Here is a 20,651-nt window from a genome sequence, read left to right on the forward strand (position 1 = left end):
GTGCGAGCCTCCCGTACGAGGAACGGCTCACCGCAGACTGCGCACGTCGAGGTGGCGCAGCACCCGGTCCACCGCCTCCGGATCCGCCCCGGGCTCGCTGCGCGCCGCCAGCACCTCGCGCCGTGCGGCGCTCAGCATCTCCTGCTGGATACGCCGCACCCGCTTCGCCCGTCGCGCGATCTGCCCGTAGGCGTCCCGCCGCTCGTCCTCGGCCAGTTCGGGGCTGATGCGCACCCCGATGTCCACCGCGCGCCGCAGCATCTTCTCGGACAGTTCCTCGGACAGGTCCTCGCTCTGCTCGATCTCCCGCAGACGTCGCTTGGCCGCCTTCGACGCCCGGACGGCAAGGCCCTTCGCCAGCTCCTTCTCGCGGTCCGTGTCGGCCTTCACGCCGAGCCACCGCACCAGCCACGGCAGGGTCAGGCCCTGCACCACCAGTGTGGCCATGATCACCCCGAAGGCGATGAAGATGATCACGTCCCGGCCGGGGAACGGATCCCCCGCGTCCGTCTCAAGCGGAATGGCCAGCACCAGCGCGACCGAGGCCACGCCGCGCATGCCCGACCACCACATCACCACGGTCTCGCGCCAGCTCACCGGGATGGCACCTGCCAGGACGGACTAAAGGGAACGCCTCATCCCCTGGTGCGGAATGCCCGCCTCCAGGTACTCCGGCCCGTAGGCCGCGTAGCCGAGGCGCTCGTAGAAGCCCAGCGCGTGCGTCTGCGCGTGCAGGTCCACGGCCGTGAGGCCTCGCGCGCGTGCCGCGTCCTCGAGGGCCCGCACCAGGGCGGCCCCCACACCGAGCCCGCGTGCGTCCGCGGTCACGGCGAGCCGGCCCAGGGAGCCCACGGACGGATCGGCGCCGGTCTGTGCCACGGCCGCCTCCCCCGCCAGCAGCCGCCCGGTCCCGAGGGGCACGCCGTCCTCCCGGACCGCCAGCACATGGACGGCCGCGGCGTCGTACGCGTCGTACTCCAGGTCCTCCGGCACGCCCTGCTCGCCGACGAAGACCTCCTTGCGCACCGCGAAGCACGCCTCGCGGTCGGCCGGCTCCTCGGCGAGCCGCACCGCATAGCCCGGGCCGCTCACGCGTACGTCTCCTCCCGGACCTGGTCCAGCGCCTTCTGCAGGTCCTCCGGGTAGTCGCAGGAGAACTCAACCCACCGCCCGTCCCCGGGGTGCTCGAAGCCGAGCCGCACCGCGTGCAGCCACTGGCGGGTCAGGTGCAGGCGCTTGGCGAGCGTCGGGTCGGCCCCGTACGTCAGGTCGCCGACGCAGGGGTGCCGGTGCGCGGCCATGTGGACGCGGATCTGGTGGGTGCGGCCGGTCTCCAGCTTCACGTCGAGCAGCGACGCCGCGCGGAAGGCCTCGATGAGGTCGTAGTGCGTGACGGAGGGCTTGCCCTCGGCCGTGACGGCCCACTTGTAGTCGTGGTGCGGGTGCCGGCCGATGGGCGCGTCGATGGTGCCGCTGGTCGGGTCGGGGTGGCCCTGGACGAGTGTGTGGTAGCGCTTGTCGACCGTGCGCTCCTTGAACTGGCGCTTGAGCGACGTGTACGCGTACTCCGACTTGGCGACCACCATCAGCCCGGACGTGCCCACGTCGAGGCGGTGGACGATGCCCTGGCGCTCGGCGGCGCCGGAGGTGGAGATCCGGTACCCGGCGGCGGCGAGGCCTCCGATGACGGTCGGGCCGCTCCAGCCCGGCGAGGGGTGCGCGGCCACACCGACCGGCTTGACGATCACGACCACGTCGTCGTCGTCGTGCACGATCTCCATGCCCTCGACCGGCTCGGCCACCACCTGCACCGGCGCGGGCGCCTGCGGCATCTCGACCTCCAGCCAGGCGCCGCCGTGCACGCGCTCCGACTTGCCGACCACCGATCCGTCGACCGTGACCTTCCCGGCGGCGGCCAGCTCGGCCGCCTTGGTGCGGGAGAAGCCGAACATGCGGGAGATGGCGGCGTCGACGCGCTCGCCCTCCAGTCCGTCGGGCACGGGCAGGGTACGGATCTCGGGAATCGTGCTCACCCGTCGAGTATGCCGGACGGGCGGACCGCCCCGTACAGGCCTGTGGACAACCCCCCGCCGGGCTGCCGGCGGGGGACCCGGCGGCTCAGTCCTTGTGGACGGTCCCGTCCGGGTCGAGCCCCTTGAAGGACAGCAGCACGATCAGGATGCCGCCGCACACGATGGCCGAGTCGGCCAGGTTGAAGACCGCGAAGTGCTTGGGCGCGATGAAGTCGACGACCGCGCCCTCGAAGACACCGGGCGCCCGGAAGATCCGGTCGGTGAGGTTGCCCAGAGCACCGCCGAGCAGCAGGCCGAGCGCGATCGCCCAGGGCAGGCTGTAGAGCTTGCGGGCCAGCCGGGCGATCACCACGATCACCGCCGCCGCGATCACGGTGAAGATCACGGTGAACGCCTCGCCGAAGCCGAAGGCCGCCCCGGCGTTCCGGATCGCCTCGAACTTCAGCCAGTCCCCGACGATCTCGATCGGCGGGTGGTGCTCCAGCTCGGCGACGACGATCAGCTTGCTGATCAGGTCGAGGGCGTAGGCGAAGGCGGCCACCGTGAACAGCACCGCGATCCTGCGCCTGCCCCGGGGCCGCGCGGCGGCGTCCTCCGGCTCGCCGGTGCCGGACACCCCGGCGGCCGCCGCGTCCTCACCGGGCCCGTCCTGCCCGCTCCGGGCCGCGTCCGGTGTGTCCGGCGTACCGATGATGCGCTCCGCCTCTGCCACGTGAGTCCCTCAACCTAGGTGCCTGACTGAGGACGAGGGTACGACACGCCCCGCGCGACGCACGTGCTCAGGAGGCATTCGGCCGCCGGTCAGTACCGGCGTTCCTGCTTCTGCTTGCACTCGACGCAGAGCGTGGCCCTCGGGAAGGCCTGCATCCGGGCCTTCCCGATGGCGTTGCCGCAGTTCTCGCACAGCCCGTAGGTGCCGGAGTCCAGGCGCTCCAGGGCGTGTTCGGTCTGGATGAGCATCTCGCGCGCGTTGGCGGCCAGGGCCAGCTCGTGCTCGCGGGTGATGTTCTTGCTGCCCGTGTCCGCCTCGTCGTGGCCGGCGCCTTCCCCGGAGTCCCGCATCAGACCGGCGAGCGACCGCTCCGACGAGGAGATCTCGTCCCGGAGCCGCGCCTCCTCGGACATCAGCTCGGAACGGGCCTCGTCGACCTCCTCGGCCGTCCAGGGGTCCTCGCCCGGGCGCACCGCGAGCTCACCGGGCTCCGCCGCACCCCGCGCCTTCGGCACGGCGGTCGTGGCCGCCGTCGCCGCGCCAGGAGTCTTCTTCGCACCCACCGTCGTCGCTCCCGTCTGCGTCGCGGCCTCGGCCGCACCCGCCTTCTTGGCCGTGCTGCTCGCGGCCGTGTCCTGTGTGACCGCGCCGGTCCGGGCGGTGCCCTTCCCGACGGTCCCCTTCGTGGTGGTGCCCCTGCCTCCGGCGCCCCGCCCGGCGGCGCCCTCGGCACCCTTCCTCCCGACGACGGCCTCCCCCGCCTTCGCGTCTCCTGCCTTCCCCTTCCCGGCCGCCGCCCTCTTGGCCGGGGCTGTCTTGGCCGCCGTCTTCTTGGCGGCGGCCTTCTTGGCAAAGGCCTTCTTGGCCTCAGCCTTCTTCGCCGACGTCTTCCTCGTAGCCGGTTCGCCGACGGCAGCGGCGGTCCTGGTGGCCGTGCTCTTCGTGGCGGCCGTGCTCTTCGAAGGCGTCTTCTTGGCCGCCGTCTTCGAGGGCGTCTGCTTCGCCGCCGTCTTCTTCACCGGCGTCCTCCTGGCCCCGGCCTCCTCCGCCCCGGTCGCCTCGACCCCGCTGCGCCCGGCTCCGGTCTCCCCGGCGGCGGTCTTCCCCGCCACCTTCCCGACCGCGGCCTTCGTCCTGCGGACAGCCGCCCTAGCCCCCTCGGTGGCCTTCTCCGCCGCGCCCTTCGCCGCCCGCCCCGCCGCGGCACCCTGCGTGGACTTCTTCCCGCTCACGTCCTTGGCCGCACCGCCGGAGGCCTCCGCTGACCTGCCGGACGCCGGCTGCTGTACGGCGGACTTCTTCGCCACCATGGCCGCGGCCCCTTCACATATTGTGATCTTGCTCGTGAATCGTGCTGGGACGATAAATCGACTCGAGTCCCGCGGCAACGGGGCACACCGCCCGATTCGCCCGCCTCGCGGACGCCGCACGGCGAACCTGCATCCGTTGTGCCCAGCTCCCCGCCCGGTAATCCGCCGGACAGGGCACCCCGGGATCCGAACACCCATACCCGCTCCATTCGGGTCATAAAACTCAAACCGCCCGACCTGCGACGCACGGCTCCCACCGGCCCGGAAAAGCGGTCGGCCGCGGTCCGCGCGGCGCCGTACACTGGGCGGAGCGAAAAGCGTGGATGGGGACGAGTAGCGGCGTACGCAGCCCAGAGCGACCCGGGGACGGTGGGAGCCCGGGGGTGAGCGCGGCGTGAAGATCACCCCGGAGCCGCCGGAAGAAACCCCTGCGGGGGCGGTAGAACCGGCATCGCGACCCCAATGAGGGGGCTCACCGGCGCACACCCCGCACCGGAGGGCCAAGGAGGGTGGTACCGCGGGAGCGCGCCGACGGCGGCGCAGGCACAGACAGAGCTCTCGTCCCTCCGGACGGAAGGCAGCAAGTCCGCCGGAGGAAGCCCGCTGATGACATCGCCGACGTATCGCCAGGTACCCGCCCAGGTCGACCTGTCCGCCCTCGAGCACGCGGTGCTCGACTTCTGGCGCGAGCAGAAGATCTTCGCCAAGAGCCTGGAGCAGTCCGAGGGCCGCCCCGAGTGGGTGTTCTACGAGGGCCCGCCCACCGCCAACGGCATGCCCGGCGCCCACCACATCGAGGCCCGCGTCTTCAAGGACGTCTTCCCCCGCTTCCGCACCATGCGCGGCTACCACGTGGCCCGCAAGGCCGGCTGGGACTGCCACGGCCTCCCGGTGGAGCTCGCCGTCGAGAAGGAGCTCGGCTTCTCCGGCAAGCAGGACATCGAGGCCTACGGCATCGCGGAGTTCAACGCGAAGTGCCGCGAGTCGGTGACCCGGCACACCGACGCCTTCGAAGAGCTCACGACCCGCATGGGCTACTGGACCGACCTCAACGACCCGTACCGCACGATGGACCCCGAGTACATCGAATCGGTCTGGTGGTCGCTGAAGGAGATCTTCACCAAGGGCCTGCTGGTCCAGGACCACCGCGTCGCCCCCTGGTGCCCCCGCTGCGGCACGGGCCTGTCGGACCACGAGCTGGCCCAGGGCTACGAGACGGTCGTCGACCCGTCCGTCTACGTCCGCTTCCCGCTCACCTCCGGCCCGCTCGCCGGCGAGGCCGCGCTCCTGGTGTGGACGACGACCCCGTGGACCCTGGTGTCCAACACCGCCGTCGCCGCCCACCCCGAGGTCGCCTACGTCGTCGCCACGAACGGCGAGGAGAAGCTGGTCGTCGCCGAGCCGCTGCTCGCCAAGGCCCTCGGCGAGGGCTGGGAGACCACCGGGCAGACCTTCACGGGCGCCGAGATGGAGCGCTGGACCTACCAGCGCCCCTTCGAGCTGGTGGAGTTCCGCGAGCCGGCGCACTACGTCGTCAACGCCGAGTACGTCACCACCGAGGACGGCACGGGCCTCGTCCACCAGTCCCCCGCCTTCGGTGAGGACGACCTCAGGGTCTGCCGCGCCTACGGCCTGCCGGTCGTGAACCCGGTCCGCCCCGACGGCACCTTCGAGGAGGACGTCCCGCTCGTCGGCGGCGTCTTCTTCAAGAAGGCCGACGAGAAGCTCACCGCCGACCTCGACGGCCGCGGCCTGCTCTTCAGGCACATCCCGTACGAGCACAGCTACCCGCACTGCTGGCGCTGCCACACCGCGCTGCTCTACTACGCCCAGCCGTCCTGGTACATCCGCACCACGGCCGTCAAGGACCGCCTCCTGACGGAGAACCAGAACACCAACTGGTTCCCGGACACGGTCAAGAACGGCCGGTACGGCGACTGGCTGAACAACAACATCGACTGGGCGCTGTCCCGCAACCGCTACTGGGGCACCCCGCTGCCCATCTGGCGCTGCGAGGACGAGCACCTCACCTGCGTCGGCTCCCTCGGCGAGCTGACCGAGCTGACCGGCACCGACCAGTCGGGCCTCGACCCGCACCGCCCGTTCATCGACGAGGTCACCTTCGCCTGTCCGCAGGGCGGCTGCGGCAAGACCGCCACGCGCGTGCCCGAGGTGATCGACGCCTGGTACGACTCGGGCTCGATGCCGTTCGCGCAGTGGGGCTACCCGTACAAGAACAAGGAGCTGTTCGAGGCCCGCTACCCGGCGCAGTTCATCTGCGAGGCCATCGACCAGACCCGCGGCTGGTTCTACACGCTGATGGCGGTCGGCACGCTCGTCTTCGACAAGTCCTCGTACGAGAACGTGGTCTGCCTCGGTCACATCCTCGCCGAGGACGGCCGCAAGATGTCCAAGCACCTGGGCAACATCCTGCAGCCGATCCCGCTCATGGACCAGCACGGAGCGGACGCGGTCCGCTGGTTCATGGCGGCCGGCGGCTCCCCCTGGGCGGCCCGCCGCGTCGGCCACAACACCATCCAGGAGGTCGTCCGCAAGACCCTCCTGACGTACTGGAACACGGTCGCCTTCCAGGCCCTGTACGCCCGTACGGCCGCCTGGGCCCCGTCCGAGGCCGACCCGGCCCCCGCCGACCGCCCGCTGCTGGACCGCTGGCTGCTGTCCGAACTGCACGCCCTCACCGACCAGGTGACCCGGGCGCTGGACGCCTACGACACCCAGCGCGCCGGCAAGCTGCTGTCCGCGTTCGTCGACGACCTGTCGAACTGGTACGTACGCCGCTCCCGCCGCCGCTTCTGGCAGGGCGACAAGGCGGCGCTGCGCACCCTGCACGAGGTCGTCCGGACGGTGACGCAGCTCATGGCGCCGCTGACCCCGTTCATCACCGAGCGGGTCTGGCAGGACCTGGTCGTCCCCGTCACCCCCGGTGCCCCCGAGTCGGTCCACCTGTCGTCCTGGCCCGAGGCCGACCTCGGCGCGATCGACCCGGAGCTCTCGAAGCAGATGGTGCTGGTGCGCCGCCTGGTGGAGCTGGGCCGGGCCACGCGCGCGGAGTCGGGCGTCAAGACCCGCCAGCCGCTGTCCCGCGCCCTGATCGCCGCCTCGGGCTTCGACGCCCTGGACGCCGAGCTGCGCACGCAGATCACGGAGGAGCTGAACGTCTCCTCGCTCGCCTCGCTGAGCGAGGTCGGCGGCAGCCTGGTGGACACCACGGCCAAGGCCAACTTCCGCGCGCTGGGCAAGCGGTTCGGCAAGCGCGTCCAGGACGTGGCCAAGGCGATCGGCGCCGCCGACGCCGCCGCCCTGTCGCTGGCGCTGCGCGCGGGCACGGCGTCCGTCGAGGTCGACGGCGAGACCGTCACGCTCGCTCCCGACGAGGTCATCGTCACGGAGACCCCGCGCGAGGGCTGGTCGGTGGCCTCCGACTCGGGCGCGACGGTCGCCCTGGATCTGGAGATCACGGAGGAGCTGCGCCGTGCGGGCCTCGCCCGTGACGCGATCCGCCTGATCCAGGAGGCCCGCAAGAACAGCGGCCTGGACGTGGCCGACCGCATCGCCCTGCGCTGGACGGCCGGCGACCCGGCCGTCGTGGAGGCGCTGACCGAGCACACGGCCCTGATCGCCGACGAGGTCCTCTCCACGGACTTCGCCCAGGGCGACGCGGACGGCGCGTACGGCGAGCCGTTCACCGACGAGGGTCTGTCGCTGGCGTTCCGCCTGCGCAAGGCGTAGCGCTCCGCCAGAAGGCCCGGACCCGCCAAGATCTTCGGCGGGTCCGGGCCTTCGGCGTTGCGTGCGCAGAACGCGGGTGCGTGACAGGGAACACGCGTGCCAAAAGGGCGAGGCCCCGGGGGGTCACCCGGGGCCTCGCCCTGAACGCTGCCGACGTCTATGCCGTACTACGGGCCATCAGGCCGTCAGTTGTCGTCCTCGTCGATCAGGAAGCCTCGCATGGGCGAGGGTGCCTGACCCATCGGCGACGGGCCCTGCGGACGCACCGGCGCCATCGGCTGGGTCATCGCCGGGGACATCTGCTGCTGACCGCCGTAAGACGGACCGGACGGCGAGGAGCCCCCGCCCATCGGCTGGTTGCCGCCGCCGTAGGACGGGGCGCTCGCGCCGGCCGGGGCCATGGAAGGCGCCGGGGACGGCGGGAGGGACGCGGCCGCCGGAGAGCGCGGCGGGGCCAGCGAGTCGTCGGCCTGGGTGTCCAGCTGGCGCAGCTGCGACTCAAGGTAGGACTTCAGGCGCGTGCGGTACTCGCGCTCGAAGCCGCGCAGGTCCTCGACCTTGCGCTCCAGCGTGGCGCGGGCGGACTCCAGGGAGCCCATCGCGACGCGGTGCTTCTCCTGCGCGTCCCGCTCCAGGGCGTCGGCCTTGGCACGGGCGTCACGCTCCAGACCCTCGGCACGCGAACGCGCCTCGCCGACGATCTTGTTGGCTTCGGAGCGGGCCTCGGCGATCGCCTGGTCGGCGGTCTGCTGGGCCAGCGAGAGGACACGGGCGGCGCTGTCGCCGCCGGGGCCCTGACCGGGGCCGCCCATCGGACCGCCCATCGGACCGCCCATGGGGCCGCCCATGGGGCCGCCCATGGGGCCGCCCATGTGCTGCTGCATCGGGGGCTGACCCATCGGCCCCGGACCCTGACCCATCGGCCCCGGACCCTGACCCATCGGGCCGGGGCCGCCGGGACCCTGGGGACCACCCTGACCGCCGGGGCCGGCGGGCAGCTGCGGGGCACCGCTCGGCAGCTGGGGCGGACCACCCATGGGGCCACCCATCTGCTGCTGCGGCGGGCCCGATATGCCGGCGGGTACGGGACCACCCGGACCGCGCATGCCCTGCTGCTGTTGCTGCTGCTGCTGTTGCTGGTCCTGCTCCGGCGGCTTGCGCATGTTCTGCTGGTTCTGGGCAGCAGCGCGCGTGGCCGCGGCCAGTTTGGCGCGCAGGTCCTCGTTCTCGCGGAGCAGGCGGGTCAGTTCGGCTTCGACCTCGTCGAGGAAGGCATCGACCTCGTCCTCGTCATAGCCTTCTCGGAGGCGGACGGTCGTGAACTGCTTGTTCCGCACGTCCTCGGGGGTCAACGGCATCTCTTCACCTCAACGTAGTCGTCGGCATTCGGCAAGACCGTAGTTCACATCGCTCACAGCCGGCTCACGATCGAGATCAGGATGTAGACGATGATCATCAGTACGAAGAAGGACAGGTCGAGCGCCACGCCCCCGAGACGCAGCGGCGGAATGAACCGCCGCAGAAGCTTGAGCGGTGGATCAGTGACAGTGTAGGTGGCCTCCAGAACGACCACCATCGCCTTGCCGGGTTGCCATGAGCGGGCGAACTGGAAGACATAGTCCATGACCAACCGGAAGATGAGCACGATGAGGAAGCACATCAGCGCGATGTAGACGACATCCAGGACCACGCTCATGGTGTGTTGCTTCCCTCTCCCCTGTGCCCTGCTGGGTACTGCTGTTTCCGGTGGTGCGTCTCAGCTCTGGTTGAAGAACCCGCCCTCTGCGATGCGGGCCTTGTCCTCCGCCGTGACATCGACGTTAGCAGGCGACAACAGGAACACCTTCTGCGTCACCCGCTCGATGCTGCCGTGAAGACCAAACACCAGACCGGCCGCAAAGTCGACAAGTCGCTTCGCATCTGTGTCGTCCATCTCAGTCAGATTCATGATCACCGGGGTGCCCTCACGGAAGTGTTCCCCGATGGTACGGGCCTCGTTGTAGGTCCGCGGGTGAAGTGTGGTGATCCGGTAAGGCTCTCGTTCCGACACGACCTTGGGCATGATCACCGGTGCGTTCTTCTCCAGGCTCGCGCGTTCTTGTGTGATGGACGCCACGGGCGCGATGCGCGCCGGGCGGCTGGATTCCGCGGGGAGCGAAGCGGAGCGGGCTGCCGGTTCGCGAGGCGCGGGCGGCTGTACGACTCGCACCTCTTCGCCCCTTTGGGGCTGATGTGAGATGTGGGGCTGATGGGTCGGCTCGTGCCGACGGTGGTCTCGCTCGGGCTCCGGGTCCAGTTCGGGTTCGAAGTCGTCGTCGGGGTCGAATCCGCGGCCGTCGTACCCATCGTCCTCCACGAGGCCGAGGTAGACCGCCATCTTGCGCATCGCGCCGGCCATGCTCTGAGTCCTCCGCTCTGTGGTGGATCGGCTGACGACTGCCAAGTGCCCGCGATCCACGTGGTCCTTGAATCCGCCTTTCGGCGGCAATGACCATATTTTCTGCTGTGGTCCGACTTCTTGGCGACGTTACCCGAGCCTGGGTCGGACTCCGAGTACCGCACTGCCGACGCGCACATGTGTCGCTCCGGCCGCCACGGCCTGTTCGAGGTCCGCACTCATCCCTGCCGAGACCATGGTGGCAGCCGGATGACTCCGGCGCAGGTCCGTCGACAAATCCATCAACCGCTCGAACGCGGCCTGTTCGCGCCCCGCGTACTCCCCGGTCAGAGGTGCGACGGTCATCAGTCCGGCGAGCCGCAGCCCGGGCGCGCCTGCGACGAGGTCCGCCAACTCCGCGACGCCGCCGGGCGCGACGCCGCCGCGCTCGCCCCGGGCGCTCTCACCGGCGTCGAGAGCGACCTGGATCAGGCACCCCGGCTCGCGCCCGGCCCGCCCGGCCTCCTTCGACAGGGCGGTGACGAGCTTGGCACGGTCGACGGACTGCACGAAATCCGCGTAACCGACCACGGAACGCACCTTGTTGGTCTGGAGTTGACCCACGAAGTGCCACGTCAGAGGCAGATCCGAACAGGCCTCGGCCTTCGGCGCCGCGTCCTGGTCGCGGTTCTCGGCGACATGGCGCACACCGAGTCCGGCGAGGATCCGCACATCGCTCGCGGGGTAGGTCTTGGTGACCACGATCAGGGTCACGTCGTCGCGCGCCCGCCCCGCGGCCGCGCACGCGTCGGCGATGCGACGCTCCACCTTCGCCAGATTCACGGCGATTTCGTCCCTGCGGTCCGTCATGCCCTATCAGTCCAGCCACACATAACCCGCGAGCCGACCGGTGGTGCGGTCGCGGCGGTACGAGAAGTGATCGTGCGATTCCAGCGTGCACACCGGCGACTGCTCCCGGTCGCGCACCCCGAGCCGTCGCAGTTGGGCGTGCACTCCAGCGCTCACGTCGACCGCCGGTGTGCCCCAGCTCGTCTCGGCGTACGCCGCAGGTTCGACGGCGGCGACCTCGGCGCGCATCGCCTCCGGCACTTCGTAGCACCGGCCGCAGACGGCGGGTCCCGTGCGGGCGACGACGCGGGAGGGTTCGGCGCCGAGGTCCGCCATGGCGCGCAGCGCGGCCGGGACGACCCCGGCGATCACGCCGGGCCGGCCCGCGTGGGCCGCGGCGGCGACACCGGCGACCGGGTCGGCGAGCAGCACCGGTACGCAGTCGGCGGTGAGCACCGCCAGGGCGAGCCCCCGCCGCGCGGTGACGATCGCGTCGACCGACGGGATCGCCGGCGACGGCCCCCAGGGCCCGTCCACCACCGCGACGTCCGCCCCGTGCACCTGGTTCATCCAGACCACCCGGTCCGGTGCGACGCCCAGCGACTCGGCGGCCAGGCCCCGGTTGGCGCGTACGGCGTCGGGGTCGTCGCCGACCGCCCCGCCGAGGTTGAGCTGCTCATACGGAGCGGCGCTCACCCCACCCCACCGGTCGGTGAAGGCGAAGTGCGCGCCGCTCACGCTCTCGCGCTGTCCTATCACGTCAGAAGGATCACTTGAGGAAGTCCGGTACGTCCAGTTCCTCGGCCGCGCTGTCCGAGTAGGTCCGCGGCGCCGGCGGGACCGGCGGGGCGACCTGGATGTCGCGGACCGGCTCCGGAGCGGGCTCCGGGTCCTCCTTCGGGGTCACACTGCCGAGCGAGCCGAAGGACGGGCGGCTATCGGTCTGCCGCACCGGGGCCGGCTCCTCGCGCTTGGCCGAGGCCGAGCCGATGACGTTCTCGCGCCGGGCCGGTGGCTGGCCCCCGTCGAAGCCGGCGGCGATCACGGTGACCCGGACCTCGTCGCCGAGGGCGTCGTCGATCACCGCGCCGAAGATGATGTTGGCCTCGGGGTGGGCGGCCTCGCTCACCAGCTGGGCGGCCTCGTTGATCTCGAACAGGCCGAGGTCCGAGCCGCCGGAGATGGAGAGCAGCACACCGCGGGCGCCGTCGATGGACGCCTCCAGCAGCGGTGAGGAGATCGCCATCTCGGCGGCGGCCACCGCGCGGTCGTCGCCGCGGGCCGAGCCGATGCCCATCAGGGCCGAGCCGGCCTCGGACATGACCGACTTGACGTCGGCGAAGTCGAGGTTGATGAGGCCCGGGGTGGTGATGAGGTCGGTGATGCCCTGGACACCGGAGAGCAGGACCTGGTCGGCCGACTTGAAGGCGTCCAGCACCGAGACCTGGCGGTCCGAGATGGACAGCAGGCGGTCGTTCGGGATGACGATGAGGGTGTCGACCTCTTCGCGGAGTTCGGCGATGCCGTCCTCGGCCTGGTTCGCTCGGCGCCGCCCCTCGAAGGTGAACGGGCGCGTGACCACGCCGATGGTGAGGGCGCCGAGCGAGCGGGCGATGTTGGCCACGACGGGCGCGCCGCCGGTGCCGGTGCCGCCGCCTTCACCGGCGGTCACGAAGACCATGTCGGCCCCCTTGAGGACCTCCTCGATCTCCTCGCGGTGGTCCTCGGCGGCCTTGCGGCCCACGGCCGGGTTGGCTCCGGCGCCGAGTCCGCGGGTGAGTTCACGGCCGACATCGAGTTTGACGTCGGCGTCGCTCATCAACAGGGCTTGCGCGTCGGTGTTGATGGCGATGAACTCGACGCCCTTGAGACCGACCTCGATCATCCGGTTGATGGCATTGACACCACCGCCGCCGACACCGATGACTTTGATGACTGCGAGGTAGTTCTGCGGTGCTGCCACGTCGAAGGCCTCTCGCCTCGAGTTACGTGTCGACGGGTCACCGTGGCGCCCTGCGCCCCGCGACCCGACGACTGATGCCGAATGGGACGGTCCGTATCGCCGACCCGAACCCTAAGCCTGAAGTTTAGGGTTACCAGTGTGTCCGTTCCTTGGAGTCTTCTGAACAGGACACTAAGTCGACAAGCGGCGCACGTTCAACGAACACGCCGAACCTCCCGTTTTTCTTTTCACCCTATGTGATCAGCCATAGCAGTGCCCAACCAGGGTGCTGGCCTGCGCGGATGTGCGTCAACTCGCCGATGACGCGGGCGCGGTGGGAACGCTCACGTCGAAGTGCCGCGCATCGCGCGAGGCTTTCATGAGGGCGGTGAGCGAACGGGCCTTCGCCGCCCCCTTCTCGCTGCTCCCCCAGGCGACCGTGCGGCCGTCCCTCAACTCCAGCGAGATGTCGTCGTAGGAACGGACCTTGACGGTCCGCGTGTCGCGTGCGACGGCGGCCGGAAGGGCACGGGCGACCCCGACCGCCTCGCGTACCAGCCGGGACTCGCCGAAGCGGCGCAGGCTCGCGGCGGCGTGCCCGGAGCGGGACAGTGCCAATGTGAGTGCGGGTACACCTTTCGGCGCCTTCGGAACCGTGGCGAAACGGACACCTTCATCGTCCACTTCGACGAACTTTCCGCCCTTTTGGACAATCAGAACCGGAGTCCGCTCGACCACTTTCAGGTCGATTCCGTGGGGCCAGGAACGGACCACGTCAACCGAGTCAATTCGGGGCAGTTTCCGGAGCAGTCGCGTCTCGATCGCATCGGTGTCGACGGAAATCAGCGGCTTGCCGAGGGGGACGTCCGCCGCAGACCTGACCTGAGCCTCGGTCAGGACCTTCGTCCCGGACACGGAGACCTGCTCGACGCGCAGCCAGTCGGAGCCGTAGAAGAGCCACACGGCCGGGATGCCGAGGAAGACGAAGGCGAGGGCCAGGATGACGATCACACGAAGGTGGCGCCGCCTCAGGCGTCTGACGGGCGGCGGGCCGGACGACTCCCGCTGGCGTTCACCGCGCTCGGCGGTGGTCGATCCGGCCACGCTCCCCTGCCTTCCGTCATACGGTCCTAGCGGTGTGCACCCGCGGCGGCGATCGCCTCGTACACCATGCCGACGAGGAGGTCGTCGGCGTCCCGGCGGCCGAACTCGGAGGCGGCGCGGGACATCTGGTACAGCCGGTGGGGATCGGCGAGCACGGGCAGGACGTTCTGCTGGACCCACTCGGGGGTCAGCTCCGCGTCGTCGACCAGCAGCCCGCCGCCGGCCTTGACCACCGGCTGGGCGTTGAGCCGCTGTTCGCCGTTGCCGATGGGCAGCGGGACGTAGGCGGCCGGCAGCCCGACGGCGGAGAGCTCGGCGACGGTCATCGCGCCCGCGCGGCAGAGCATCATGTCGGCCGCGGCGTACGCGAGGTCCATCCGGTCCAGGTACGGTACCGGGCGATAAGGCGGCATTCCCGGCATCTGCTGCACCTGCGGCACTTCGTTCTTCTTGCCGACCGCGTGCAGGATCTGGATCCCGGCCTGCTGCAGCCAGGGCGCGACCGCCTGCACGACCTCGTTGAGCCGGCGGGCGCCCTGGGAGCCGCCGGTGACCAGCAGCGTGGGCAGGTTGGGGTCGAGCCCGAAGAAGGCCCGGGCCTCGGGGCGCACGGCGGCCCGGTCCAGGGTGGCGATGGAGCGGCGCAGCGGGATGCCGATGTAGCGGGAGTTGCGCAGCTTGCTGTCCGGGGTGGAGACGGCGACCTGGCTGGCGTACCGCGAGCCGATCTTGTTGGCCAGGCCTGGGCGGGCGTTGGCCTCGTGGATCACGATGGGCACACCCAGGCGCTTGGCGGCGAGGTAGCCGGGGAGGGCGACGTAGCCGCCGAAGCCGACCACGGCGTCCGCCTTGGTGCGCTCCAGGATCTGCTCGGTCGCCCTGATGGTGCCGCGCAGCCGGCCCGGGACGGTGATCAGCTCGGGCGTGGGCTTGCGTGGCAGCGGCACGGCGGGGATCAGCGCGAGTTCGTACCCGCGCGCGGGTACGAGTTCCGTCTCGAGTCCCCGCTCCGTGCCCAGGGCCGTGATGCCCACGGTCGGATCCTGCCTGCGCAGGGCGTCCGCGAGGGCGAGCGCGGGCTCGATGTGGCCCGCGGTTCCTCCGCCGGCGAGTACGACATGCACCGAAATTCACCGCTCTCCGGACGAACGCGCCGCCGAGGCGCGCCGTCGCATCGTGTTCCATCTCCGGGGACTCCGACCCGAACCGGTTCCCCCAGTCCCCCGCTTTCTACCAAAGCGGGGTTGCCGCATCGCAAGCGCCGCCCGCGCAGCGGGTTCGTCGCGCGCGAAGGCGATCAGCAACCCGATGGCGAACATGGTCGGCAGCAGGGCGGATCCCCCGTAGGAGAACAGCGGGAGGGGGACACCGGCGATCGGCAGCAGACCGAGCACCGCACCGATGTTGATCACGGCCTGGGCCGTGATCCAGGTGGTCACGCCTCCCGCGGCATACCTGACGAAGGGGTCCTCCGTGCGTCCGGCCACGCGGATACCCGCATAGCCTAGAGCCGCGAAGAGGGCGAGGACCGACAGCGTCCCCACCAGGCCCAGTTCCTCACCGGTGACGGCGAAGATGAAGTCGGTGTGGGCTTCCGGTAGTTGGCCCCATTTCTCCACACTCGCGCCCAGCCCGGAACCGAAGATCCCGCCGGAGGCGAGAGCGTAGATCCCATGCACGGCCTGCCAGCAGTCCACGGGGCCCGACTGCGGCTCGGTGGCGCCCAGGCACTGCAGGCGGGCCATCCGGTTGGCGCTGGTCTTGATGAGGATCAGGCCGAGTACGGCGGCGACCGACAGCACGCCGGCGAACAGCCGCGTGGGGGCGCCGGCCAGCCAGAGCAGGCCGAACAGGATGGCCGTGAGGATGATCGCGGTGCCCATGTCGCCGCCGAGCATGATCAGCCCGAGCAGCATGAAGGCCGCGGGCACCAGCGGCACCAGCATGTGCTTCCACTGGTGCAGCAGCCTCCTGTCCTGCTTGCGGGCGAGCAGGTCGGCACCCCACAGCACGAGCGCGAGCTTGCCGAACTCGCTGGGCTGGACCTGGAAGGAGCCGCCGAGCGCGATCCAGTTCTGGTTGCCGTTGACCGAGACTCCTATCCCGGGGACCTGCACCAGCACCATGAGGAGGACGGCGCCCGCGAGGATGGGGTAGGCCAGCGCGCGGTGGAGTCTGACCGGCATGCGGGAGGCGGCGAACAGCAGCCCGGCGCCGATCACCGCCGCGAGCAGCTGCTTGCGGAAGAAGTAGGAGCCCGGCAGCGACATCTGCAGCGCGGTGATCTGGGAGGCCGAGTAGACCATCACCAGCCCCAGGACGGTGATCAGCGCACTGCCGCCCATGATCAGGTAGTAGGCGGTCAGCGGCCGGTCCCAGCCCCGCCGTGCCCGGGTGTACAGGCCCAGGACGCCGTTCTCACGCCTGGGCCGGGGTGGTACGGGGCGTTTGGGCGCGCGTACGGAAGGCGGCCGTCCGGTGCGGCTGGTGGGCATCGCCGCTCACCTCGCCTTGCCGGGAAGGGGTGTTCCGCGGCGAGCGCTTCCCGGCCGCTCGGGCACCAGCCACATCCCTGTCACACGTCCCTCCCAGGTACGCCCGGCACCGCCGCGGGGGCGAGGCGGACCCGGGTCAGCCCTCGGCGGAGCCGAGTTCGCGGACGGCGTCCGCGAAGGCGTCCCCGCGCTTGTTGTAGTTCGCGAACATGTCCATGGAGGCACAGGCCGGGGCCAGCAGCACCGTGTCGCCGGCGCGGGCGAGTCTGTGCGCCTCCTGGACCGCCGCGCGCATCGCCCCAGTGTCGGTCCGGTCGAGGTCGACGACGGGTACCTCCGGGGCGTGTCGCGCCAGGGCTTCGCGGATGAGCGCGCGGTCCGCGCCGATCAGCACGGCCCCGCGCAGCCGCTTCGCCGACTTGGCGACCAGCTCGTCGAAGCTGGCGCCCTTGGCGAGTCCGCCCGCGATCCACACGATCGGCTCGTACGCCGCCAACGAGGCTTCCGCGGCGTGGGTGTTGGTCGCCTTTGAGTCGTCGACGTAGGCGACCCCGTCCACGTCGGCCACGTGCGCGATGCGGTGGGCGTCCGGGGTGAACGCCCGCAGCCCGTCCCGTACGGCCGTGGCGGGCACGCCGTAGGCGCGCGCCAGGGCCGCCGCCGCGAGGGCGTTGGCGATGTTGTGCGGGGCGGGCGGTTCGACGTCGGCGACCTCGGCGAGCTCCTGGGCGTTCTTCCGTCGGTCCTCCACGAAGGCCCGGTCGACCAGGAGGCCCTCGACGACGCCGAGTTGGGAGGGCGCCGGGGTGCCCAGCGTGAAGCCGACGGCCCGGCAGCCCTCCTCGACGTCGGCCTCGCGGACCAGGTCCTCGGTGGCCATGTCGGCCACGTTGTAGACGCAGGCGACCCGATTGCCCTCGTAGATGCGGCCCTTGTCCTTGGCGTACGCCTCCATGGAGCCGTGCCAGTCGAGGTGGTCGGGGGCGAGGTTGAGCACCGCGGCCGAGTGGGCGCGCAGGGACGGCGCCCAGTGGAGCTGGTAGCTGGACAGCTCCACGGCCAGGACGTCGTACTTCTCCTCGCCGAGCACCGCGTCCAGCAGGGAGACGCCGATGTTCCCGACGGCGGCGGTGCGCAGGCCCGCCGCCTTGAGGATCGACGCCAGCATCTGGACGGTGGTGGTCTTGCCGTTGGTGCCCGTGACGGCCAGCCAGGGTGCGGCGTCGGGGCCGCGCAGGCGCCAGGCCAGTTCGACGTCGCCCCAGACCGGGACGCCCGCCTGCCCGGCCGCCGCGAACAGCGGCTTGTCCGGCTTCCAGCCGGGCGCGGTGACGATCAGCTCGGTACCCTCCGGCAGCGTGTCGCCGTCGCCGAGGCGCACGGTGACACCGAGCGCCTCCAGTTCGGCCGCCTGCGCCCGCGCGCGCTCGTCGGCGCCGTCGTTGACGACCGTGACCGTCGCGCCGAGCCCGTGCAGCACCTTGGCCGCCGGGACGCCCGAGACGCCGAGCCCGGCGACGGTGACGTGCTTGCCCTGGAAGTCGAAGGGCTCCGAGGAGGTCACTTGTCCGCTGCCCATCCTGCATAGAAGAGGCCGAGTCCGACGATCACGCAGATGCCCTGGATGATCCAGAAGCGGACCACGACGAGCACTTCGGACCAGCCCTTGAGTTCGAAGTGGTGCTGCAGCGGCGCCATCCGGAAGACGCGCTTGCCGGTGAGGCGGAAGGAACCGACCTGGATCACCACGGACATGGTGATCAGGACGAACAGGCCCCCGAGGATGGCGAGCAGCAGCTCGGTGCGCGAGCAGATCGCGAGTCCGGCGAGCACACCGCCGAGCGCCAGCGAACCGGTGTCACCCATGAAGATCTTGGCCGGCGAGGTGTTCCACCACAGGAAGCCGAGACAGGCGCCCATCAGGGCGGAGGCGACCACGGCCAGGTCGAGCGGGTCGCGGACCTCGTAGCAGGCGCCGGGGTTGGTGAGCGTGTTCGCGTTGGCGCAGGACTCCTGGAACTGCCAGACGCCGATGAAGGTGTAGGCGCCGAAGACCAGCACGGAGGCGCCGGTGGCCAGACCGTCCAGGCCGTCGGTCAGGTTCACGCCGTTCGACATCGCGAGGATCATGAACAGCGCCCAGACCACGAACAGCACGGGGCCGATCGTCCAGCCGAAGTCCGTGATGAACGACAGCTTCGTGGAGGCCGGGGTGTTGCCGCGGTTGTCCGCGAACTGCAGGGACAGCACCGCGAAGGCGATGCCGACGATCAGCTGGCCGGCCATCTTCGCCTTGGCCCGCAGACCGAGCGAGCGCCGCTTGACGATCTTGATGTAGTCGTCGAGGAAGCCGACCAGGCCCATGCCGACCATGAGGCCCAGCACCAGCAGGCCGGAGAAGGTCGGCGCGGCGTCGACGTCCGGGTCGAGATAGCCCGTGATCACCTTCGCCAGGAAGTACGCGGCGACCGTCGCCAGGATGAAGGCGATGCCGCCCATGGTCGGCGTACCGCGCTTGCTGGCGTGCTCGCGCGGGCCGTCGTCGCGGATGTACTGGCCGTAGCCCTTGCGCGCGAGGAGCTTGATCAGCAGTGGTGTGCCGATCAGCGTCAGGAACAGGCCAATGACTCCCGCGAACAGGATCTGCTTCATCATCGGGCGGAAACCTCACCCTCGGCACCGGTCTCGAGCAGTGCCTGGGCCACGCTCTCGAGGCCGACCGAACGGGACGCCTTCACGAGCACGACGTCCCCCGGGCGCAACTCGCTGCGCAACAGGTCGACCGCCGCCTGTGCGTCGGACACGTGCACCGACTCCTCACCCCACGAACCCTCGTTATATGCGCCCAGTTGCAGCCAGGCGGCTTCCCTGCCACCGACTGCGACGAGCTTGCTGACGTTGAGCCGGACGGCGAGCCGCCCGACCGCGTCGTGCTCGGCGAGAGCCTCGTCCCCGAGCTCGGCCATCTTGCCGAGCACCGCCCACGTACGACGCCCCTTGCCCATCGCCGCGAGCGCGCGCAGAGCGGCTCGCATGGACTCGGGGTTCGCGTTGTAGGCGTCGTTGACGACGGTCACGCCGTCCGGGCGCTCGGTGACCTCCATCCGCCAGCGGGAGAGGGAGCCCGCCTCGGAGAGCGCGACGGCGATCTCGTCTGCGGACATGCCCAGCTCGTGGGCGACGGCGGCCGCGGCGAGCGCGTTCGACACGTGGTGCTCACCGTACAGGCGCATGGTCACATCACGTGCACCGGAGGGTGTGTGAAGGCGGAACGAGGGCTGTCCGGTGTCCGTGAGTCGCACGTTCTCACCGCGAACGTCCGCTTCGCCGGACTCTCCGAAGAAGGTCACCTTCGCCTTCGTACGGGAGGCCATGGCGCGCACGTAGGGGTCGTCCGCGTTCAGGATCGCGATGCCGCCCTCGGCCTCGGACGGCAGGGACTCGACGAGTTCGCCCTTGGCCTGGGCGATCTGCTCGCGGCCGCCGAACTCGCCGATGTGGGCGCTGCCGACGTTGAGGACGAGACCGACCCCGGGGGGCGTCAGGCCCGTGAGGTAGCGGATGTGCCCGATGCCGCGGGCGCCCATCTCCAGGACGAGGAACTTCGTCTCCTCGGTGGCGCTGAGCGCGGTCAGCGGCAGCCCGATCTCGTTGTTGAGCGAGCCGGGCGTGAACACCGTCGGGGCCTTGCGCTGGAGCACCTGCGCGATGAGGTCCTTGGTGCTGGTCTTGCCCGCCGAGCCGGTGAGGGCGACGAGGGTGGCGCCGAGCCGTCGGACGACGTGCCGGGCGAGGGCCGCGAGGGCGGCCTGGACGTCGTCCACGACGACGGCGGGGACGCCGACCGGGCGGGTGCCGAGCACGGCCACCGCTCCCGCCTCGACGACCGCCGCCGCGAAGTCGTGGCCGTCCACGCGCTCGCCGGCGAAGGCGACGAAGAGGCTGCCGGGCACGGCCTCGCGGGAGTCCCGGACGACCGGGCCCGTGACCTGGACGGACGGATCCGGTATGTCGTACGTCTGCCCGCCGACGACTTCTGCGATCTCGGCGAGGGAGAGGGCGATCACAAGTTCATCCCC

At 70.8% G+C, this 20,651-nt stretch carries 17 protein-coding genes and 1 pseudogene; 1 reads left to right on the forward strand and 17 read right to left on the reverse strand.

The window, feature by feature from the left end:
* Positions 1–27 precede the first annotated feature (27 nt).
* From ACFW6P_RS09060 to ACFW6P_RS09080, 5 genes and pseudogenes are all read right to left on the reverse strand, one after another.
* A pseudogene (locus ACFW6P_RS09060) lies at positions 28–603 on the reverse strand (cation:proton antiporter); the annotation flags it as partial.
* 18 nt (positions 604–621) lie between these two features.
* On the reverse strand, positions 622–1,092 hold the full coding sequence (locus tag ACFW6P_RS09065; protein WP_386353614.1) for a GNAT family N-acetyltransferase: 471 nt from the start codon (positions 1,090–1,092) through the stop codon (positions 622–624).
* Positions 1,089–2,033 (reverse strand): RluA family pseudouridine synthase, encoded by a 945-nt coding sequence (locus ACFW6P_RS09070; RefSeq protein ID WP_386353612.1) that lies wholly within the window; start codon positions 2,031–2,033, stop codon positions 1,089–1,091. Before ACFW6P_RS09070 ends, ACFW6P_RS09065 begins: the two co-directional genes overlap by 4 nt.
* Positions 2,034–2,118: 85 nt before the next feature.
* On the reverse strand, positions 2,119–2,745 hold the full coding sequence (lspA, locus tag ACFW6P_RS09075) for a signal peptidase II (RefSeq protein ID WP_386353610.1): 627 nt from the start codon (positions 2,743–2,745) through the stop codon (positions 2,119–2,121).
* Between the two features lie 89 nt (positions 2,746–2,834).
* A complete protein-coding gene (locus tag ACFW6P_RS09080; RefSeq protein ID WP_386423272.1) occupies positions 2,835–4,055 on the reverse strand; it encodes a TraR/DksA C4-type zinc finger protein in 1,221 nt (406 codons plus the stop codon).
* A gap of 606 nt (positions 4,056–4,661) precedes the next feature.
* Here ACFW6P_RS09080 and ileS point away from each other — a divergent pair.
* Positions 4,662–7,805 carry an isoleucine--tRNA ligase gene (ileS, locus tag ACFW6P_RS09085; protein ID WP_386423274.1) on the forward strand — a complete coding sequence of 1,048 codons (3,144 nt, stop codon included), beginning with the start codon at positions 4,662–4,664 and terminating at the stop codon, positions 7,803–7,805.
* A 185-nt stretch (positions 7,806–7,990) separates the two neighbouring features.
* Here the strand turns inward: ileS and ACFW6P_RS09090 are convergent, their stop codons facing one another.
* From ACFW6P_RS09090 to murF, 12 genes are all read right to left on the reverse strand, one after another.
* Complete coding sequence (locus ACFW6P_RS09090; RefSeq protein WP_386423276.1) at positions 7,991–9,163, reverse strand: DivIVA domain-containing protein; 1,173 nt, start codon at positions 9,161–9,163, stop codon at positions 7,991–7,993.
* A gap of 53 nt (positions 9,164–9,216) precedes the next feature.
* The gene (locus tag ACFW6P_RS09095; RefSeq protein ID WP_007448661.1) at positions 9,217–9,501 is read right to left on the reverse strand and encodes a YggT family protein; all 285 of its coding nucleotides are present in this window, start codon (positions 9,499–9,501) and stop codon (positions 9,217–9,219) included.
* A 60-nt stretch (positions 9,502–9,561) separates the two neighbouring features.
* Positions 9,562–10,203: a cell division protein SepF gene (locus ACFW6P_RS09100; protein WP_386353602.1), complete on the reverse strand. Its 642-nt coding sequence runs from the start codon at positions 10,201–10,203 to the stop codon at positions 9,562–9,564.
* A gap of 129 nt (positions 10,204–10,332) precedes the next feature.
* Entirely contained in the window at positions 10,333–11,052 is a 720-nt protein-coding gene (locus ACFW6P_RS09105) for a YggS family pyridoxal phosphate-dependent enzyme (RefSeq protein ID WP_386353600.1), read from the reverse strand.
* A 6-nt stretch (positions 11,053–11,058) separates the two neighbouring features.
* Positions 11,059–11,790: a peptidoglycan editing factor PgeF gene (pgeF, locus tag ACFW6P_RS09110; RefSeq protein WP_386353598.1), complete on the reverse strand. Its 732-nt coding sequence runs from the start codon at positions 11,788–11,790 to the stop codon at positions 11,059–11,061.
* 10 nt (positions 11,791–11,800) lie between these two features.
* On the reverse strand, positions 11,801–12,994 hold the full coding sequence (ftsZ, locus tag ACFW6P_RS09115) for a cell division protein FtsZ (RefSeq protein ID WP_386353596.1): 1,194 nt from the start codon (positions 12,992–12,994) through the stop codon (positions 11,801–11,803).
* A 288-nt stretch (positions 12,995–13,282) separates the two neighbouring features.
* Positions 13,283–14,077 (reverse strand): cell division protein FtsQ/DivIB, encoded by a 795-nt coding sequence (locus ACFW6P_RS09120; protein WP_386353594.1) that lies wholly within the window; start codon positions 14,075–14,077, stop codon positions 13,283–13,285.
* Positions 14,078–14,103: 26 nt separating this feature from the next.
* The gene (murG, locus tag ACFW6P_RS09125) at positions 14,104–15,201 is read right to left on the reverse strand and encodes an undecaprenyldiphospho-muramoylpentapeptide beta-N-acetylglucosaminyltransferase (RefSeq protein WP_386353592.1); all 1,098 of its coding nucleotides are present in this window, start codon (positions 15,199–15,201) and stop codon (positions 14,104–14,106) included.
* A 6-nt stretch (positions 15,202–15,207) separates the two neighbouring features.
* Complete coding sequence (gene ftsW, locus ACFW6P_RS09130; protein WP_386353590.1) at positions 15,208–16,572, reverse strand: putative lipid II flippase FtsW; 1,365 nt, start codon at positions 16,570–16,572, stop codon at positions 15,208–15,210.
* Between the two features lie 136 nt (positions 16,573–16,708).
* Entirely contained in the window at positions 16,709–18,151 is a 1,443-nt protein-coding gene (gene murD, locus ACFW6P_RS09135) for a UDP-N-acetylmuramoyl-L-alanine--D-glutamate ligase (protein WP_386353588.1), read from the reverse strand.
* On the reverse strand, positions 18,133–19,224 hold the full coding sequence (mraY, locus tag ACFW6P_RS09140; protein WP_386353737.1) for a phospho-N-acetylmuramoyl-pentapeptide-transferase: 1,092 nt from the start codon (positions 19,222–19,224) through the stop codon (positions 18,133–18,135). The genes murD and mraY overlap by 19 nt, the downstream gene beginning before the upstream one ends.
* Complete coding sequence (murF, locus tag ACFW6P_RS09145) at positions 19,224–20,639, reverse strand: UDP-N-acetylmuramoyl-tripeptide--D-alanyl-D-alanine ligase (protein ID WP_386353586.1); 1,416 nt, start codon at positions 20,637–20,639, stop codon at positions 19,224–19,226. The genes mraY and murF overlap by 1 nt, the downstream gene beginning before the upstream one ends.
* Positions 20,640–20,651 lie beyond the last annotated feature (12 nt).

This window comes from Streptomyces sp. NPDC058741 (assembly GCF_042746715.1).
Lineage (GTDB): Bacteria > Actinomycetota > Actinomycetes > Streptomycetales > Streptomycetaceae > Streptomyces.

What these genes read in the sequence shown, in the direction of transcription:
- ACFW6P_RS09080 (WP_386423272.1), bottom strand. Translation starts at nt 4,055, where the DNA reads ATGGTGGCGAAGAAGTCCGCCGTACAGCAGCCGGCGTCCGGCAGGTCA.
- ileS (WP_386423274.1), top strand. Translation starts at nt 4,662, where the DNA reads ATGACATCGCCGACGTATCGCCAGGTACCCGCCCAGGTCGACCTGTCC.
- ACFW6P_RS09090 (WP_386423276.1), bottom strand. Translation starts at nt 9,163, where the DNA reads ATGCCGTTGACCCCCGAGGACGTGCGGAACAAGCAGTTCACGACCGTC.
- ACFW6P_RS09095 (WP_007448661.1), bottom strand. Translation starts at nt 9,501, where the DNA reads ATGAGCGTGGTCCTGGATGTCGTCTACATCGCGCTGATGTGCTTCCTC.
- ACFW6P_RS09100 (WP_386353602.1), bottom strand. Translation starts at nt 10,203, where the DNA reads ATGGCCGGCGCGATGCGCAAGATGGCGGTCTACCTCGGCCTCGTGGAG.
- ACFW6P_RS09105 (WP_386353600.1), bottom strand. Translation starts at nt 11,052, where the DNA reads ATGACGGACCGCAGGGACGAAATCGCCGTGAATCTGGCGAAGGTGGAG.
- ftsW (WP_386353590.1), bottom strand. Translation starts at nt 16,572, where the DNA reads ATGCCCACCAGCCGCACCGGACGGCCGCCTTCCGTACGCGCGCCCAAA.
- murD (WP_386353588.1), bottom strand. Translation starts at nt 18,151, where the DNA reads ATGGGCAGCGGACAAGTGACCTCCTCGGAGCCCTTCGACTTCCAGGGC.
- mraY (WP_386353737.1), bottom strand. Translation starts at nt 19,224, where the DNA reads ATGAAGCAGATCCTGTTCGCGGGAGTCATTGGCCTGTTCCTGACGCTG.